Consider the following 16,907-nt stretch of genomic DNA (forward strand, 5'->3'; position numbering starts at 1 on the left):
CCGATTATTCCGCACCGACGGTTTTCCAGAGTCCTTCGACCATTGTCGCTTCGACGCCGTCGGTGGTCACTGCTTTGCCGAGGGCTTCCATGCTGACGAAGCGCAGCTTGCCAGCGCGGTTCTTTTTGTCCTTCTGCATGGCTGCCATCAGGTCAGTGATGGGCAGTGGTGCGTTTAGACGAGTCGGTAGGGCGCATTTTTCGATGAGCGCATTGGCGCGATCGATGTCAGCTGCGTCGACTTGACCGAGTTGCACGGAAAGTTGGGTGGCTAGGTTGAGGCCGATTGCAACAGCCTCGCCGTGTAGGTATTGACCGTAGCCTGCGACGTTCTCGACGGCGTGAGCAAAGGTGTGTCCTAGGTTGAGCAGGGCGCGGCCACCGCTCGCTGCGGTTTCCTTTTCGTCGTCAGCAACGATCTCCGCTTTGATCGCGCAGCAACGACGAACGATGCCGGCCAGCTCTGGGGAGCTTGCGGTGAGTGTGTTGACCTCTTCGAGTTCTTTGAAAAACTCAAAATCGTAGAGCATGCCGTATTTGATGACTTCGGCCATGCCGGCTGCGAATTCACGTGGTGGCAAGGTCTCGAGGAGTGCGGTCTCGATATAGACTGCTTTGGGCTGCCAAAAGGCGCCGACGAGGTTTTTGCCTTCGGGCAGGTTGATCCCTGTCTTACCGCCCACCGAACTATCGACCATCGAGAGCAGGGTGGTGGGGATTTGATAAAAATCGATGCCGCGCAGATAGCTGGCTGCGACGTAGCCTGTGAGGTCGCCGATCACGCCGCCACCGAAGGCGAACAGTGCGCAGTCGCGGTTCATTGAGTCTGCCGCGAGAAAGCTGAGCGCTTGGCTGTGGAACTCCACCGACTTTGTTTGTTCGCCTGCTGGCAGGTTGAGGATTTCGTCGGGCAAGAAGCCTGCATTTGCAAGCACATCGGGCTGTGCTGCGAGCACGTTGGCGTCGCTCAAGACACGAACAGTGCGGCCTGCGGCGCGCAGTGCAGCCACGTCATTTTTCAATGCTGTCAGGCTATCGCTAAAGTGAATCGGATAGGCTCGCTCGGCGAGTTCGACGGTGAGTGGTGCGGTGGACATGTTGGGCTTTGGCGGTGACGAAAGATTGTCTAGAATGTGGGTGTTTTGGGCGTTGCGCGGTCTTCGCAAGCAAAGCCCCTACGAATCCTCTTCAGTAATGCCAAAGATAGCGTTGGCGTAGTTCTTCGCGGAGAAGGGCTGTAGATCGTCGGGCTGTTCGCCGAGGCCGACGAAGTAGATCGGTAGCTTGAGTTCGCGGTAAATACCGACGAGTGCGCCGCCGCGGCTGGTGCCGTCGAGCTTGGTGATGATCAAACCGGTGAGTGGGAAGCTTTCGTTGAAGACGCGTGCTTGCTCGATGGAATTCGAGCCGAGACTGCCGTCGACGACCAACCAACTGTGGTGGGGCGCTTCGGGGTCTTGCTTCTCGACGACGCGCTTCAGCTTTTCGAGCTCCTTCATTAGGTTGCTCTTGGTGTGGAGGCGACCAGCGGTATCGAGGATCACGATGTCGCGTCCACGATTTTTGGCGGCTTCATAGGCATCAAAGGCGACAGCGGCGGAGTCCGCGCCGTGGTGACTGGAGACGATGTCGATGTTGAGCTTTTCGGCCCAGTGCTTGATTTGCTCGTTTGCCGCTGCGCGGAAAGTGTCACAGGCGCCAATCAGCAGGCTGTATCCTTCGTTCTGATACAGGTGCCCGAGCTTGGCAGTCGTAGTGGTTTTGCCAGAGCCATTGACGCCGATCAGGGCAATGACTTCGGGTTTGTGTTGACCCACGGTGATAGTGCCCTCGGCACCTTCGAGCACACGGGTAAGCACAGTCGCGCCGATCTTGGCGGCGTCTTCGCCACGGATTTCTTTGTCGGCCTTATACGCAGCCTGGATCTCTTCGATGATTTCCTCTACGGTTTCGACGCCAAAGTCGGCGGTGTAAAGGGCTTCCTCGAGTTGATCGAGCGCGTCTTGATCCAGCTTCGCGCCGGTGAAGACTTGATCAAACGCCTTGTGGAAAGTAGGGGTCTGGCGCTTGAGCCCCTCTTTGAACTTTTTAAAGAGACTACGCATCGGTCGTGGTATTAGTCCGCTGCTTTACGCAGTGGTCGTGTGATTTTGCCCTTCATCTTGTCGAGGATGCCGTTGATGAAGCGCTTGGAATCCGGATTCGAGAAGACCTTAGTCAAATCGATCGCTTCATTAATGCTGACGATTGGCGGGATGTCGTTGCGGTAGAGCAGCTCGTAAATGGCGAGGCGCAGGATCGCTAGATCGACTTTGGCAATGCGGTCGAACGTCCAGTTGTTGGCATGCTCGGCGATGTGCTTGTCGATTGCTTCGACATTTTCGATGGTTCCGAGCGAGAGCGCTTCGGCAAATGCGTAGTAGGCGCGGTCTTCCTCTTGGTTCTCAAAGAACTGGCAGATGTCGTCCGCAAGGACTTCCGGCTTGTTCGACTCCCATTGGTAGAGGAACTGCACGGTGCTCATGCGGTTTTCACGGCGTTGTGAGCGGCGGGTTACTGGTGGTTCGTTGTCTTCCATTTTTTTGTAAATTGAGCCATTTCGAGGGCTGCTTGGGCAAATTCTTTGCCACGGTTGATGGTGTCTCCGGCGCGTGCCTCGGCTTGTGCGAGGTTGTTCACGACGAGAATGCCGTTCATGACGGGCACCTTTTGATCGATGCTGATATTGAGTAAAGCGGTGGCGGTGCTGTCGCCGATAATTTCGTGGTGATTGGTATCACCTGCAATGACGACGCCGATGACGATGATCGCGTCGAATTGAGAGTGGTGTGCGAGCGTAGAGGCTGCGAACGGGAGTTCGGCGGCACCAGGCACGCGTTCGACGATGGGAGCGTCGGCACCTGCGGCAGTCAATGTGGCCGTGGCGTGGTGCACGAGCGAGTCGACCAGCGCTTCATTATAGCGCGAGGCAATGATGGCAATGCGTAGGCCGCTGCCGTCTATTTTTTGGATGCTTGGAATGTCGAGACTCATAAGGGTGGATCACTAAGAACATCGAACATCGAACATTCAACGTCGAACTTCGAATACCTCGCAGCGGATTTGTAGACCTTCTGTGACACACTGCACCCCTTGGGCTCAGGGGGTGGCTGGCGTTTCAGTGTTATTCTGAAAAACAGACTACTTCGATGTTCGGCGTTGAATGTTCAACGTTCAGCGTTCGAATGTCCTTGCGGGCGGATTTTGAAAAGAGATATGATTTTTGGTTCATTATATATTCAGGATCTAGAAGTGAGGAGTCAGTAGTTAGTCATCGGTCGTGAAGCGCGTAGAGTGTTGATCGCTTCCGCTAAGTTGACGAACGATCAATACTTCAGAAAGCATTGATACTCAGCTTCTAACTCCTGTCTTCTAACTTCTAACTACTCTTTTAAGGTTCATTATCTCTATGTGTGCCCGTGCCTCCAGTCGTGTTTATAATCAAGCCGCTCTCGAACAGTGGTTCGACAATGTTGGGCTCGATTGGGAGGCTTCGTTCTCGAAAGAGGCACTGCGCTGGGGACGTGAGATCTATCATAAAGGACAGATCTCTGGTGTCGAACTCGCTGATCAGGATGCGATCATCAATTGCACCTTTGCGCGTAAGGATACGTGCTACGCGGTGGTGGAGTGGAGTGCCGAGGGGCCGAATGTGCGTTGCTCGACTGATGATGATGCACTGGGTGATGCCGTCGCGGTAGGCGGGTTGTATGAGATTGAAGAGCTGATCGCGGACGAGATTGACCCGCTGCCGTATGAGCCTGCGCCGAAACCTTCGGCGAAAGAGCTAGAGGATTTAGAGATTGTGGAGGCGGCGATTGCTGCTGGCATTAAGAAGAATAAGCCTGCGGAACCCGAAGAGCCGGCTGCGCGTCGTTTAACCCCACGCCTGGAAGGACTAGGCTCGGGGATGCGGATGACGGCGTATTGGGTGAATCCTGACTTTAGTCGAGAGGCCGCCTTTCAAGCTGAAGGTGCGAAGATGAACAGCTCTGAGCGTGAGATGCTGGTGCGTCTCACGGCGCTGGGCAAAGAGGTGGGGTTTAAGTTTCGTCGCGAATCGAGTGACTTTTTAATGCGGGATCCTGAGCGGATTGCGGCGTTCTTCTCGCATGCCCGCAAGCGTTGGGAAGAGGTGTTTGGGTATATGGATCTCGATTTGGATGCGCAGAGCCTGGCCGAGGGCGTGAAGCAGGTGAAGATTATCGGACGCGTGGAATCCGCGGGTAAGGCGGATATGCGTGTGGACTGGCGGCTGAAGTTGGGCAAGCGTTGGTTAGATCCCGAAGATGCGGAGCGCTTGGCCAAGGCTGGTCGCGGCACGCATATTGTGAAAGGGCTCGGGCTGGTGCGAATTGCCGACGAGCAGACTGCAGCGCTGGCTGAGTGGCGCGTGGCGGCGGCTTCAGGATCCGAAGCGGCGCAGACATGGCCGCGGTATATGGTCTTTTCCTTGTTCGGAGAACGCGGCGCTGAGTTGGACTTGGAGCAAGAGTTGCAAGAGTGGCGCGCTGCGTTGGGGCCGAAGCAGGCAGAGTTTGATGGCTTGCTCGAACCAGCCCCCGGCGAGGTCGTGTTGCCTGATTTCTTGCGCTCGTATCAAAGGCATGGTGTGCGTTGGATGGCTAATTTGCGCGCGCAGAGTTGCCATGGTTTGTTGGCAGATGAAATGGGCTTGGGTAAAACGCTACAGGTGTTGACCTTGCTCAATGCCTATCCGTTTGAGGATAAAGATAGTTTGATCGTCTGTCCTGCGAGCGTGGTGCCGGTGTGGGAGAGCGAGGTGGCGCATTGGTATCCACATCTGGATACAGCAGTGCTGCGTAGCGGCGAAACCTTTGAAGGAGGGGCGGGACAGAAACCGAAGCTGTGGATCGCCAGTTATACGCAGTTGCGGCGGCATAAGCATTTACTCGATGCCACTGAGTTTGGCTATGCGGTGCTGGATGAGGCGCAGCAGATTAAAAATCCCGAGGCGAAGGTGACGCATGCCTGTTGCGCGATTAAAGCGGAGTGCCGCATCGCGCTCACGGGCACGCCGATTGAGAACCGTTTGCTCGATATGTGGACACTGTTCCGCTTTATTATGCCTGGCTTATTGGGCTCGCGTCGGCGATTTGAGGATGCGGCAACTTCGCTGGATCTGTCGGTGCGTAAGACACTGGAGCAGACGTTGCGTAAGCAGATTGCGCCGTTCTTGCTGCGCCGTAAGAAGGACACGGTGGGTAAGGATCTACCGCCGAAGGTAGAAATGGATTTGATCTGCCCGATCACTGATGTGCAGCGTCAAGTCTATGAAGGCCTGTTGAATAAAGGCCGCGAGGATATGGGCGATGATTTACAGGTCGCGATGCAGGCGAGCTCGATGAATTTCTTTACTTTGCTGACACGCTTGCGGCAGGCTTGCTGCGATCCCGGTTTGATACCAGATGTGACTGCTGATCCGGTGCATAGTGGTAAGATCCAGATGTTGCTGACGCGTTTGGGCGAGGCGCTGACGGGCAACGGTGCGCGTAAGGTGGTGATTTTTAGTCAGTTCGTGCAGTTGCTCAAGCGGGTGAAGCCGCTGATTCAGCAAGAGTTCCCAGAGGTGGCACTACTGGAGCTGAATGGGCATACGAGGAATCGCGCGAAGCCAGTGGAGACATTTCAGACGAAGGACGGGCCCGCAGTTATTTTGGTCAGCCTGAAAGCGGGCGGCACGGGGATTACACTACACGCGGCAGACTACGTGTTTTTGCTCGATCCGTGGTGGAATCCGGCGGTGGAGAGCCAAGCTGTGGATCGCGTGCACCGTATTGGGCAGCGCAAGCGGGTCTTTGTATATCGTATGATCACACAGGGCACCATCGAAGAACGTATCCAGCATTTGAAGTCGGAGAAGCGCGAATTGTTTGAAAATACGCTAGGCAATCTCGGCAGCGCGAAAGATTTACGTGAGCACTTTACCGATCTTCAGGAACTGGCGAAGTTATTGCCGACGGAGTAGTGGCGGAGGGCTGAGAGTTGAGACCTGAGACCTGAGACCTGAGACTTGAGACCTGAGACTTGAGACCTGAAGGGGGAGGCTTTGAGAGAATACGCGTTAAGTGGGAATGTGTGTTACTTTGGGAGGGACGGCCTCTGCGCCGTCCGCCGAACCTCAGCACCAGCACACTGCAAGACGAGGAGCTCTTGCCTCCCGAATCGCTTGAGGCACGAGATGTTGCAAGACTCCATGATTTTAAGGCCTTTGCGCGGTTTTCGCAAAGCAAAGCCCCTACGTTTGAGTCTGAGCGTCTTCGCTTGTCTCGGTGCTGGCTTTGAGGGCAGCGGCTTTTTTTGCGACGTTGTCTTGGCGCTTTTTCTCGAAGAAAGCTTTGAGGATGTCGTGGTTGAGCTCTTGGAGCACGCCGCTGACGGATTCGAAGTTGTGATTACTGTCGGGGAGGGCGCCGAGGTCGAGGGCTCCGCCGACGCAGCCCATGCGAGGGTCGGGGAGTCCGTAGTAAACTTTACCGATGCGGGCGATGACGAGCGCGCCGGAGCACATCGGGCAGGGCTCTTTCGTTACGTAAAGGGTGCATTCGTTGAGTCGCCAATCGCCGATAAAACTAGCCGCCTGCGAGATTGCGAGAATTTCGGCGTGGGCGGTGGGGTCATTGGTGGAGCGGGATTGATTGTGCGCGGAGGCGATGATCTGCCCCTTGTATTCGATCACTGCGCCGATGGGCACTTCGTCCTTTTTCCATGCTTCGATCGCCTCGTTGTAGGCGTGCGTCATGAAGTATTCGGCATCGCGCTTCAGGGCGGATGGGTAGATTTTTTCGAATGGGCAGTCTATTTGCATGGTGTGATGGGTGGGAACGGTGGACGGTTTGGTGTGTCGGAAAAAGTGACAGAAATGTAGGAAAAATGTGCTAACTTTCCTGTCTTCAAACTTTTAACTCGTCTATCAGTTAGAGAGAGTCCTTGACTTTCGGTGTCAATCCGCTTCCCTCCCCGATTTCTTATTGATCATTTATGGCTAAAGCACAAAGCGAAGACTACGTAGAAGTCGAAGGCAAAATCGTTGCCGTTCTACCAGGCACCATGTTCCGCGTGGAGTTGGCAAACGGGCACCAAGTGCTCGCGCACATCTCTGGAAAGCTGCGTAAGCACTTCATTAAGATCACGACCGGTGATACTGTGAAGATGGAGATGAGCCCATACGATCTGGATAAGGCACGCATCGTTTACCGTCTGCGTAATGCTCAGGTGGCACGTAATGCTCCACGACGTAGCTTCGGCCCGCGTCGTCGATAGTCTTCATTCAATCTCGAATATTCAGAAAGCAACGTATGTCGGTGCTTTTTTTGTGTCTGTAGGTTGCTTAGTAGCTCTCGTGGCCTCGGTTCTTGGAGCCGGGGTCGAGCGGGGGAAACCCCAACACGGTGTCTAAGCGTGTGCTAGCAATGGTGAAGCAAGATAGACCTCGTTGGCACGAGTTCTCTACGCAAGGTGAGAATTTTTGTAGAGATGTGTCGCGAGTCACGTCTACGTGTGTGCTAGCAGTGGTGGCGAGGTGAAGCTTATCGTCACGTGCTTCCCCTGTCTGTGGCGATGGGTTGTGTTGATCGGGCGGTATTTGGTGCCGAGCTTTAAGGCTCGACGTGAACCGGCATGCCAACGTGTGTGGCGTCGAGCACGGTTTGGGCGTTCCAGTTGGCTAGGCGGAAGCAGCCGCTGGATTCGGTGCGGCCGACTTTTTCAGGTTCTGGTGTGCCGTGCATTCCATAACTTGGTAGGTTGAGGCCGATCCAAGCGGTGCCGACCGGGTTGTTGGGGCCGGGCTGAATGATGAATTTACTGGTGATGCCTTCGCGTTGCGCCGTGCCGGTGAGAATATTGGGGTTGAACGTGTAGTTGGGTTGATCGACGCGGACTTTGACACGCAGCTCGCCACTCGGGCGTTTATCCACGCGCCGGGCGATGCTCACTGGGCAGTGAAACAAGAGACGATGCTCGGCGCTGAAGATGCGAAGTGTGCGTGTCGATAAAGTGATCTGAATATAGGCGGCAGGTTGGCCGACACGGAAGGGCGGCACGTGGGGGATCTGGATGTGGTCGCCCGCTGAAAGCAGGTCCCAATTGACCTCAGGGTTGAGACTGACGATTAAGTCGGGGTCGGTCTGTGCTTGTTCGGCGATCATCTCCAAGGTCGAGTTGAAGCGCATTTTGTCGAGTTGGCCGCGTGCGCGCCAGCTCTGGGGCTTGGCGCCGACCTGGGCAAAGTCTTCTATGGAGAGGGTGCGTTGAATCAAAACGGGATCTTCGATTCTGAGCAATTCGGCAGTCGCCTCGTCGAAGGTGCCTGTTTGTGGCAAGTCGTGGGCAGTCTGGTAGGCGAGTAGGGCGCGTTTCGTTTGTGAGCCGGTTGCGCCGTCGATAGAGCCAGGGGAGAATCCCTCGCGGGCGAGCGCGATTTGTAGTTCGGTGGTGCCTACGATGGCGCGTGATGTGATGATTGGCTGGCTCTTTGTTGCGTTCTCGACGAAGGTGCGTAGCTGTGGCCAGTAGTAATAGAGGGCGACCGCTATGCCGAGGATGACGAGTATTCGTATGAGCGAATACAGAATGCCGCGGCTTTTCTTCTTTTGGGTCGGGCGGCGTCTTGCTTTGGAGGCGCGCTTGGTTGTTCGTTTCTTAGCCAAAATGTGCGTTTCGGGAGTCGTTTTATGAGAGCGATCGCCAGCGTGGGTGCAATTTACCTTTAAAGCAAGGCCCTCAGATGAGCGGTGCTGAAATTACGTGTTTTTAGAAGTAAATAAAACTCATTCAACGAGGTTGCATTTCTTGGTAAAATCACAATGTTGTTACTGAACCCTTCTATTAACTAAATGAATATTATGAAATTTATAAATCTCTTAGCTCTTCTTTTTGCAGCACTCGTATTCGCAGGTTGCGCTTCAACTGATGATGCGGCACCTGCTGCGGATGCTGCGGCACCTGCTGCGGATGATGCGGCTCCTGTAGCAGAAGCTCATACAACGGAGACTGATGGTTTGCTGATGGATCGCTACAAATCTGGTGAGATCCCTGGCTACCGCGATGAGCACAAGCCTAAGACTGACGCAAACTAGTTTGTAGTCATCATCTTTATACTAAAACGCCGTCTTTCAGCTGAAAGACGGCGTTTTTTTGTAAATATAACGATCGATCAATCGGGCGAGCCCTGAGGCTCGCCCGAGGATCGTGGAGACTATTTCGAGCTAAGCTGCTCGAGAATCTTGTAATTGCGCTGAATCATTGCGGACGGATCTTCGAGCTGGCCTGCGGCGACGCGGGCGTTGTCTAGTAGTTGTTCGCTGATGAGAGTCGCGAGGGCTTCATCGGAATCACGTAGCCCAGCGAGGTTCTTGACCAGTGGGTGACGTGGATTGATCTGCAACTTGACGGGAGGCTCTGCACCCAGCGCAGCGGCATCGCCGGCTTGCTGTTGCTGCATCGCCTTCATCATCTTACGCATTTGAGCGGTCATCATCTTGTCCGCGTTGACGATCATCGCCGGGCTACCGACGAGGCGGTCGCTGGCTGTCACTTCGCTGACGTTTGCACCGAGCTTTTCTTTGATGAAGGCGCAGAGTCCTTCGGTTGCGTCAGTCGCGAGTGCTTCTTCCTTCTCGGTGTCGGTGTCTGGCGCGATGGCGTCGAGATCGATATCTTCAGAGTCGGCAGAGATGAAGTTCTTCTCTTCAAAGGCACGAGCATGGCTCATGACGAACTCATCAATCGGCTCGTAGAGGTAAAGCACTTCGATGTTACGCGCCTTGAAGGCTTCGAAGTAAGGGCCAGACTCAATTGCTTGGCGAGTTGCGCCAGAGAGATAGTAGATCTCCTTCTGACCTTCAGGTGCACGTGAGAGGTAGTCGGCGAGGCCAGTCGTGGTGCCTTCTTCAGTGTAAGAAGATTCGTAGCGTAGGAGCTTGAGCAACTGGTCGCGGTGTGTGAAGTCAGTGGTCACACCTTCCTTGAGGAAGACGCCGAAGGACTTCCAGAAGTCGTTATACACTTCAGGCTCTTTCTTGGCTTTTTCTTCGAGAGTCTTGAGGAAGCGCTTGGTGATGACCTTATTGAGCTTCTGGATCAGCGCGCTGTCCTGCATGGACTCGCGGGAGATGTTGAGTGGCAGATCCGCACTGTCGACCACGCCGCGCACGAAACGGAGCCAATCGGGCAGTAGATTCTTTGGATCGCTGTCGATCAGCACCTTGCGGCAGTAGAGCGCGACGCCTGGTTCCATGCGGCCGAAGCCGAAGCCTTCCATGTTTTCCGTTGGAGCAAATAGGAGGGTGTTGATTGAGATCGGTGCGTCCGCTGCGAAGTGCAGGTGGAAGCGCGGCTCGTCAAAGGCGTTGGCCTGGAATTTGTAGAATTCAGTGTATTCCTCGTCGGTGATCTCGTTCTTGCTCTTCAACCAGAGTGCTTGGACGGTCTTGAACTCGTCGCCATCCACCTTGATCGGGAATTGAACGAAGCTGGAGTAGCGTTTGATGATGCCTTCGAGCTGATCCTTCTTGGCGAAGTCTTTGTATTCGTCCTTGAGAGTGAATACAATGCGTGTGCCGCGGCGTTCGCCTTCGACCTCTTCGATTTCGTAAGCGCCATCGCCGTTACTAGACCAGCAGAGGCATTGGCCTTCTGGTTGCCAAGTGCGGGTGTAGACTTTGACCGAGTCAGCGACCATGAATACTGAGTAGAAACCCACGCCGAACTGACCGATTAGGTTCTCATTGTGCTCGCCGCCTTCTTTGAGGGCGTTGAGAAAGGCCTTTGAGCCTGAGTGTGCGATGGTGCCGAGGTTCTCGATCAGCTCATCGTGTGTCATGCCAATGCCGAAGTCTTGAATGCTGATGGTGCCAGCTTCTTCGTCGGAAGTGACTTGGATCTCTAGGTCGAGATCAGCATCGAAGACGTCTGCCTCGGAAAGTTGGGTGTGGCGCAGCTTCTCAGTGGCATCAGATGCATTCGAGATCAGCTCACGGACGAAGATTTCTTTGTCCGTGTAGAGGGAGTGAACCACGATATCGAGGACTTGTTTGACCTCCGCTTGGAATTCGTGGCGTTCAGGTGTTTGTGTGCTCATATGTATGTTTTCTTGTGTGTTCGTAAAAAATGAAGTGGGGGACGCTAATCAGCTCTGTGCAAAAATCAAGAGCTCAGCTGGAGATCTTTGTTCCGTTGTTTTGTGCGTTTAGTTTAATCGCGAATCGAGCGAGAAATCCTGTGGTTCACCAATTGTGAGGCGATCAAAGCTGGGGTGGCTCGGGTTGAGCAAATAGTTCTGCTCGTGAGGCACGATGCTGCTGGGCACTTGTAGGGCAGGTGTGGTTTGTGATTGCCTCCATGCGTCGCCCCAAGCACGCGTTTGCCCAAGGTGCCACGGCAGGCCGCCTGAGATATGATCGAGTTTCGAGTAGTCTTCAACCTGTAGTCGTTTGACTGGCAGATCGATGGAGAATGCGCTCAGTTTTGGTAGATGCCCTGCTGGATCGATATGCACGAGAATTTCGAGCGTGGCCAGTGAGAGGCTGCCACTTGCATAGACCACGCGTTGCCCGCGGCTATTCCAGCGCCCGCCAAAGCGAAAGGCTCCTTCGCCGTCGAAAGCACTTTTGATGTGCTCGGTTTTTACCAAGCGCCAAAGGCGTATTGTGCTAGATGTAGACACCGTGCTCGATGCGCCCGATCAAATCTTCGACCTCGCGTGCGCCCATTTCAGTCTCGGCGAAATCAAGTGGTCGTTGCCCTCCTAGGGCACGTGCTGGACGTGTCAGCCAATCGCGCCCCGTCGGTTGATCGCCATTAAACAGTGCAGCACTCAACCAAAAGAGGCGGGCATAGCGCATCAATCGATCGCTGTGGTCGCTGCCGAGTGGCTCCTTCTTTGCGCGGCGACGGCTCAAAGTCGCTGTGGAAATACCAATTTTTTGTGCCATTTCCTCGACAGTGAGCCCCAGCATTTCACGCAGACTGTCAAATTCTTCGACGGGCAGGCCTGCTATGATTCGTTCCACCCACTGGGTGGGGCTGTCTTGGTAAGCCGCTTGCGCTTCTTCGACTAAGAGATGGTCGATTTCGCTTTGCTTGTGTTTCATGTGAAATAATTAAGCGTATCATTTGATGGGTGTCAAGCCGATGAGTCTCGATATTCTTTGGGGGTGTAGTCGGAATTTTGGGCGTAGCAAAAATATGCAGTGTTCCGCAGCCCGATGGTTTTCTAGCTATCTAGAGAATCGAGACTGATTGGACTTGGTTTGTCTATAAGTTCGAGTATCTCAAAGACCATTGAAAGGCGACTTGCCCTTAATGTAAATACGACAGCATGTCGCGTTGAGTCGACCTCGATGTCTTCGTTGGCTGCAACATCGACCAACGGGTATAATCTATTCATGACTTCCTCTGGTTGAAGATGGGTCGGTTGAATTGCTATCTGTCTCCGGGGTTCATTGATTAGGCTCTTGGTTGGGGATATTTCAATGGTCTTGCTTCCTTCCAAGTGTGAGTAGGATATTGATCCGCAACTTAGGGCAATCTGAAATAGCTGTCTCCAGGTTAGATTGCCTAGTTTCAGGGCTGTGTCGAAGTCCTTGAAGTTTACGAATTCGATGAGAATGCCTTCTTGCTCCGCTACTTGTTGGATTAACTCTTTAACCGAACCGACATGATCCACAGAAAGGCTGGAGCCTTCAGGGTAGATATACCCAATAGGGACCTCTTCTTTGGGAAGTAAGACCTGCTCTACCTCGCAACCTGCAAAGAGAAGTAATGAGATGAGTATCAGGAGGTGTTTCATTTTATTTCCCGAAGCGCGCCGCTCACTATTTGATTCGATCGAGCTAGCGTTTTTCAATTTTAACTGCAGTGCCGTAAGCCAGCAGCTCGCACATGCCTTGTGCGATTGCACTGGTCGTGAACCTCACATTCACAATGGCATCCGCTCCTTGTGATTTCGCTTGGTGAATCATACGGCTCTCTGCTTTCTTTCGTGCGTCGATCAGCATTTCTGTGTAGCCCTCGATTTCACCGCCCACAATCGTCTTTAGGCCGGCCATGATGTCGCGTCCAATGTGTTTTGACTGCACCATGTTGCCACTGACGAGACCTAGTGTGTGGGTGATTTGGTATTCTTCAATTGTGGGTGTATTTGTGAGTATCATAATTGTTTTTTTAGGTGATGCTGGCGTGTCAATCATGTTTAAGTGAAACGCGAGCGTATGGGGATTACTTGTCTAGTTTGTGTTTGGCTGCTTCCAACTGGCGAAGGCGACAACGTAGAGCATCACAAAAATTGCACCGGGAATGACGGCTAGCAAGGCGAGTGCCGGAGGCCATCCAATTCTCTTGAAAATCTGCCAAAATGGGATCACTCCAATAATCAACCAGATTAAATTGAGGATCAGTATTTCAGGGCCACTTATGTTCTGTATGAAAGCTAGTGTGTTCATTTTTGTCTGAGAGTTAAATCGCGCGAGGCTAAGTCTCGCACATTATCGTCGGCCTTCATTGAAAGACCGTTTAAGGGCTTCCTCTGAAAGGCCTTCATTCTTTTCTTTTGGGCCTCCTATGAGGAATAGCACCATCCCTAAGGCGTTCAGCATGAGCAAGACGAGTGTCCAACAAATCTTATCGGTCGGATTGCAGTCTTTGTTGTTTAAGTGAGCGAGTAATGTCCAAAGCCACGCTAGCTCTAGCACTACGATGATCGTGATTATCCAAGAGTTATCCATGTAGATTTCATTTCTCCGTTTGGCATGACCAGCATTCGGATAGATATCCGTCGACGACACTTTTGCATACGGGGCATTCCCATTCTGGGTGTTCTGTAACGTCGTGATTTAAGTATTCTTCGATGATCCGTTGTGCTTCAGGTGCATTGGCGTCATCCAAAACATAAATGCTTGGGTATAGGATGGGGATCGGGATTTCTGTAATATTTGAACCCGTCCAGTTTTTCAAAAGTGTCGGGATTCCAGCGCCGTTTAAAATTCCGTCGATGAGTCCGACGGTTGAGCTGTCATGGTGGCTGTATACTTTTTTCATAGAGGGTGCTTTCTTGGGGTGGGCGTGCAGGGTATCAATGAGTGAGTGGAAGCGGAACTCATTGGTTGTCCGATTCGTTGGGTTCTTTTATTTCTTTTAAACTGACCTCATCGACTCATTTCTCATTATTCATTTTCACTGCGACTTCCGTCTGAATCGTGGGTTATGAAAAATGGATAGCCGGGCATGTTCATTGTCGTCGTAATCGAGCCTCCTACTAGTTTCTGGATATAATTCCTTCTGCTCAGGCTGTTATTCGAGCCTTTAAGCTATATTCCTCGTTGGAATCTTGTCAAACGTTTTTAAGTTCATGTAGGGGTGGTGAACTTATTACATAGTATTCTGTTTTGGATGATCAGCGATTTTGAGATGTCATGCTTCAGTGGTTACTGAAGGGGGGAGACCTGTGTTGCTGCGGGGAACAGACAGGACGTAGGTCTTCCGGAGATGGCGTAGCAATGTCTGTGTCACTTCGCTTGAGGCGCTATTTGTTTGTGAAACGGGCAAGATGCGGGACTGTGGTGAGAGATGCGTTCACTCTTACAGGAAAATCGGAAAACTTTGTTGTTGGCAGCGCCTATTGTGGCGGGGCAGCTGAGTCAGATGCTTCTGGGCTTGGCCGATACGGTGATGATTGGACAGGTCGGCACGGTGGAGTTAGCGGCTGCGGCATTTGTGAATACGATTTTTCATGTGGCTTTTGTGCTGGCGTTTGGGCTGTTTGTCGCGATCTCGATCCAAGTGGCGCATGCGTATGGAGGGAGTCGGCTGGTCGATGCGGGTGAGTCACTGCGGCATGGGCTGTTCGGGTCTGTTCTATTAGGCGTGGTGTTGGCGGGCTGTTTATTGGTGTGTTTGCCGTTTCTGGATCACTTCGGTCAGCCTGAGGAAGTGGTGGCACTGAGTCCGTCGTATTTGGTATGGTTGTCGCTGTCATTGATCCCGATGGTGCCGATGTTGGCGCTGAAGAGTTATTCGGAGGCCTTTCACAATCCGTGGCCGTTGCTGTGGCTGATGCTGGGGACGGTGCTGCTGAATATTGGATTGAACTATATGCTGATATTCGGGCATTGGGGAGCGCCTGAGATGGGATTGACCGGTGCGGGGCTGGCGACCTTTTTAGCGCGAATCGTCGGTGTGGCTGTGGTCGTGTGGTATGTGCTGTGCTCGAAGCGATTGTCGGTAGGATTGCCGGAGCGCTGGTGGGCTCCGCTACAGATGGCGAATTTTAAGAGCTTATTGCGGATCGGAATGCCTGTTTCGGTGCAGATTGTGATCGAGTTTTCAGCATTTGCGGCCTGCGCGTTATTGATGGGGCAGTTTGGTAGTGCTGCGTTGGCGGCGCACCAGATCGCGCTGACGTGCGCGACCACCACCTTTATGGTGCCGCTGGGCTTGTCGATGGCGCTGACGATCCGCGTGGGGCATGCGCTGGGCGGTGCGAAGAAGGCGACTTGTGTGCGTATCATTCTCGGGGCGGCGCTGATGGCTGTTGGAGTGATGACTATCTCGGCGAGTTCGTTCTTTTTCTTTGGCGAGGCGATTGCGGGTCTATTTACCAATGACGTGAAGGTGATTGCTTTGGCTGCGTCGTTTTTGACGCTGACGGGCGTGTTTCAGATTTTCGATGGGGTGCAGGTCACTGTGATGGGTGCGTTGCGTGCGATGCATGACGTGCTGGTGCCGACGGGGATCAATGCGGTATCGTTTTATGTGTTATCGATTCCGATTGGGATATATCTAGCCTTTTATTTGAAAGTTGGGGCCGTTGGTTTGTGGATCGGCTTGGCAGCGGGCTTGTGTATTTCGGCGTTTATTTTGTCAGCTCGCTTAGGGTATCAATTGAAGAAGCTGTAAGAGTGGGGGCTTGTCTGGGGCGAAGGAACGATTCAAGTTACTGGCATGGCACGTTATCGATCATTTTTATTTCCAGAGGCTACGGTGGGTGAAGGTTTCCTGACCCTCGATGCTCGTGAGAGTCATCATTTGGTGCGAGTGTTTCGTGCAAAGGTTGGTTCGACGATCGAAGTGCTAGATGGTAAGGGCACGCGTTATCTCGGCACGATTGAGATCGCGAATGGTAAGGCGGTGCGTGTTGCGGTGGAGTCGGTCGAGTCTGTGCCCGTGCCGAGTCCGCGTGTGACTTTGCTCCAGTCCGTGCCGAAGGGGAAGGCGATGGATCTGATTCTGCGTATGGCGACGGAGATCGGTGCGTCGGTGATTCAACCAGTGTTTACCGATCAAGGGGAGCATGGTGCACCGAAAATGGAGAAGTGGCAGCTGACGGTGATTGAGGCCTGCAAGCAATGTGGGCTGAGTTACGTGCCTGAGTTGCCAGAGCCGTGCCGTTTGAAGGATTGGTTGGAGGCGAGTCCAATCAAAGACGGTGAGTTGCGTGTGGTGGCGAGTTTGGAGGAGGGCAGTCGGCCTTTACTCGAAACATTGCAGCACGCGGGCTCATTGGACGAGATCGTGGTGGCCGTCGGACCGGCAGGTGATTTTTCCGTGGCGGAGTATGATCTGCTGCGCGAGTCCGGATTTAAAGCCGTTCGCCTGGGAGCCAATGTGCTGCGCACCGAGACGGCGTCGGCCTATATCCTAAGTGTGGTGGATCAGGCGACGCGCATCGAATATTGAACGCTCACTTCGAACGTCGACGGAGGTCTGCGGCACGACTGAGCTCGCCGAAGTCCGGAGGTGGCGTAGCAATGAAACTCTCTGTCGTCAGTTGCGGTGAACCTGGGCAAATTGAATGAATGCGCTTTGTTATTCAAAATTGGACGTTCAATGTTGAGCGTTCAATGTTTG

General features: G+C 53.4%; 18 protein-coding genes. 5 read left to right on the forward strand and 13 right to left on the reverse strand.

Annotation, left to right across the window (positions count from 1 at the left end; translation table 11 throughout):
• Nucleotides 1-4: 4 nt before the first annotated feature.
• From aroB to ribH, 4 genes are all read right to left on the reverse strand, one after another.
• Nucleotides 5-1,096: a 3-dehydroquinate synthase gene (gene aroB / locus GZZ87_RS07365; protein ID WP_162027959.1), complete on the reverse strand. Its 1,092-nt coding sequence runs from the start codon at nt 1,094-1,096 to the stop codon at nt 5-7.
• A gap of 78 nt (nt 1,097-1,174) precedes the next feature.
• Nucleotides 1,175-2,104, reverse strand: coding sequence for a signal recognition particle-docking protein FtsY (gene ftsY, locus GZZ87_RS07370; protein ID WP_162027958.1), 930 nt, complete (start codon nt 2,102-2,104; stop codon nt 1,175-1,177).
• Nucleotides 2,105-2,115: 11 nt separating this feature from the next.
• Nucleotides 2,116-2,577, reverse strand: coding sequence for a transcription antitermination factor NusB (gene nusB / locus GZZ87_RS07375; protein ID WP_162027957.1), 462 nt, complete (start codon nt 2,575-2,577; stop codon nt 2,116-2,118).
• Nucleotides 2,553-3,032 (reverse strand): 6,7-dimethyl-8-ribityllumazine synthase, encoded by a 480-nt coding sequence (ribH, locus tag GZZ87_RS07380; RefSeq protein WP_162027956.1) that lies wholly within the window; start codon nt 3,030-3,032, stop codon nt 2,553-2,555. Before ribH ends, nusB begins: the two co-directional genes overlap by 25 nt.
• Nucleotides 3,033-3,447: 415 nt before the next feature.
• Between ribH and GZZ87_RS07385 the strand changes: the two genes are divergently transcribed.
• Nucleotides 3,448-6,027: a DEAD/DEAH box helicase gene (locus tag GZZ87_RS07385; RefSeq protein ID WP_162027955.1), complete on the forward strand. Its 2,580-nt coding sequence runs from the start codon at nt 3,448-3,450 to the stop codon at nt 6,025-6,027.
• A gap of 270 nt (nt 6,028-6,297) precedes the next feature.
• On the opposite strand, the gene GZZ87_RS07390 is transcribed toward GZZ87_RS07385, so the two are convergent.
• Nucleotides 6,298-6,867 carry a nucleoside deaminase gene (locus GZZ87_RS07390; protein ID WP_162027954.1) on the reverse strand — a complete coding sequence of 190 codons (570 nt, stop codon included), beginning with the start codon at nt 6,865-6,867 and terminating at the stop codon, nt 6,298-6,300.
• A gap of 173 nt (nt 6,868-7,040) precedes the next feature.
• On the opposite strand from GZZ87_RS07390, the gene infA reads away from it, so the two are divergent.
• On the forward strand, nt 7,041-7,322 hold the full coding sequence (infA, locus tag GZZ87_RS07395; RefSeq protein ID WP_162027953.1) for a translation initiation factor IF-1: 282 nt from the start codon (nt 7,041-7,043) through the stop codon (nt 7,320-7,322).
• Between the two features lie 335 nt (nt 7,323-7,657).
• Here infA and GZZ87_RS07400 read toward each other — a convergent pair whose 3' ends face one another.
• A complete protein-coding gene (locus tag GZZ87_RS07400; RefSeq protein ID WP_162027952.1) occupies nt 7,658-8,710 on the reverse strand; it encodes a L,D-transpeptidase in 1,053 nt (350 codons plus the stop codon).
• Between the two features lie 195 nt (nt 8,711-8,905).
• Between GZZ87_RS07400 and GZZ87_RS07405 the strand changes: the two genes are divergently transcribed.
• Nucleotides 8,906-9,139, forward strand: coding sequence for a hypothetical protein (locus tag GZZ87_RS07405; protein WP_162027926.1), 234 nt, complete (start codon nt 8,906-8,908; stop codon nt 9,137-9,139).
• Between the two features lie 119 nt (nt 9,140-9,258).
• On the opposite strand, the gene htpG is transcribed toward GZZ87_RS07405, so the two are convergent.
• From htpG to GZZ87_RS07445, 7 genes are all read right to left on the reverse strand, one after another.
• Nucleotides 9,259-11,142: a molecular chaperone HtpG gene (gene htpG / locus GZZ87_RS07410; protein ID WP_162027951.1), complete on the reverse strand. Its 1,884-nt coding sequence runs from the start codon at nt 11,140-11,142 to the stop codon at nt 9,259-9,261.
• 108 nt (nt 11,143-11,250) lie between these two features.
• On the reverse strand, nt 11,251-11,727 hold the full coding sequence (locus GZZ87_RS07415) for an RES family NAD+ phosphorylase (protein ID WP_244648109.1): 477 nt from the start codon (nt 11,725-11,727) through the stop codon (nt 11,251-11,253).
• The gene (locus GZZ87_RS07420; RefSeq protein WP_162027950.1) at nt 11,714-12,154 is read right to left on the reverse strand and encodes an antitoxin Xre/MbcA/ParS toxin-binding domain-containing protein; all 441 of its coding nucleotides are present in this window, start codon (nt 12,152-12,154) and stop codon (nt 11,714-11,716) included. The genes GZZ87_RS07415 and GZZ87_RS07420 overlap by 14 nt, the downstream gene beginning before the upstream one ends.
• 122 nt (nt 12,155-12,276) lie before the next feature.
• Nucleotides 12,277-12,852 (reverse strand): hypothetical protein, encoded by a 576-nt coding sequence (locus GZZ87_RS07425; protein ID WP_162027949.1) that lies wholly within the window; start codon nt 12,850-12,852, stop codon nt 12,277-12,279.
• Between the two features lie 43 nt (nt 12,853-12,895).
• Nucleotides 12,896-13,216 (reverse strand): YbjQ family protein, encoded by a 321-nt coding sequence (locus GZZ87_RS07430; protein WP_162027948.1) that lies wholly within the window; start codon nt 13,214-13,216, stop codon nt 12,896-12,898.
• A gap of 72 nt (nt 13,217-13,288) precedes the next feature.
• Complete coding sequence (locus GZZ87_RS07435; RefSeq protein ID WP_162027925.1) at nt 13,289-13,504, reverse strand: hypothetical protein; 216 nt, start codon at nt 13,502-13,504, stop codon at nt 13,289-13,291.
• Nucleotides 13,505-13,793: 289 nt separating this feature from the next.
• A complete protein-coding gene (locus GZZ87_RS07445; RefSeq protein ID WP_162027946.1) occupies nt 13,794-14,099 on the reverse strand; it encodes a DUF2007 domain-containing protein in 306 nt (101 codons plus the stop codon).
• Nucleotides 14,100-14,627: 528 nt separating this feature from the next.
• Between GZZ87_RS07445 and GZZ87_RS07450 the strand changes: the two genes are divergently transcribed.
• Both GZZ87_RS07450 and GZZ87_RS07455 read left to right on the forward strand, forming a co-directional pair.
• Nucleotides 14,628-15,956, forward strand: a complete 1,329-nt coding sequence (locus GZZ87_RS07450; RefSeq protein ID WP_162027945.1) for an MATE family efflux transporter — start codon at nt 14,628-14,630, stop codon at nt 15,954-15,956.
• A 45-nt stretch (nt 15,957-16,001) separates the two neighbouring features.
• A complete protein-coding gene (locus GZZ87_RS07455; protein ID WP_162027944.1) occupies nt 16,002-16,736 on the forward strand; it encodes an RsmE family RNA methyltransferase in 735 nt (244 codons plus the stop codon).
• Nucleotides 16,737-16,907 lie beyond the last annotated feature (171 nt).

It is taken from the genome of Lentimonas sp. CC4, assembly GCF_902728235.1.
Lineage (GTDB): Bacteria > Verrucomicrobiota > Verrucomicrobiia > Opitutales > Coraliomargaritaceae > Lentimonas.